This is a genomic window from Hymenobacter terrestris (assembly GCF_013377905.1).
In the GTDB taxonomy this organism is placed as follows: Bacteria; Bacteroidota; Bacteroidia; order Cytophagales; family Hymenobacteraceae; genus Hymenobacter; species Hymenobacter terrestris.
In genome coordinates this window covers 1-459 of sequence record NZ_JABKAV010000166.1, presented here as the reverse complement: position 1 = coordinate 459, position 459 = coordinate 1, and the positions used below count along the sequence as shown (strand labels likewise).

The following is a 459-nucleotide window of genomic DNA, read 5'->3' as shown; positions in this document are numbered from 1 at the left end:
TCCCTCACCACCGACTTCGGGGCCGAGCTCCCGCCGGTAATCCTCGTGGAGGCGGACGTGGGTCGGGTGTTGCTCAACTTGTTGGCCAACGCGTTCTACGCTGTGCGCCAGCGTCAGCAACAGGGGGAGCCCGGCTATCAACCACAGGTGGGCCTACGCACGCTCGTGCTAAATCAGCAGGTGCAGATTCAGGTGTCGGACAACGGCCCGGGGATGAGCGCGGCCGTGCAGCAGAAGGTGTTCCAGCCCTTCTTCACCACCAAGCCCACGGGCGAGGGCACCGGCTTAGGCTTATCACTATCGCACGACATCATCGCCCAGGGTCATGGCGGAACGCTCAGCGTAGAGAGCCAAGAGGGTCAAGGCACCACCTTTTCCGTCGGCTTGCCCCTGAATGGGCAGTTCACCAGCCGGCTACCTGAACGCTCCTTCAACTGAACAGAGCTCGTTCAAGGCACG

The 459-nt window shown here is 62.5% G+C and carries 1 protein-coding gene; it reads left to right on the top strand.

What is annotated here, in order from left to right:
- A partial coding sequence (locus HW556_RS18455) for a sensor histidine kinase (protein ID WP_246289729.1) occupies positions 1 to 438 on the top strand: 438 nt, incomplete at its 5' end.
- Positions 439 to 459 lie beyond the last annotated feature (21 nt).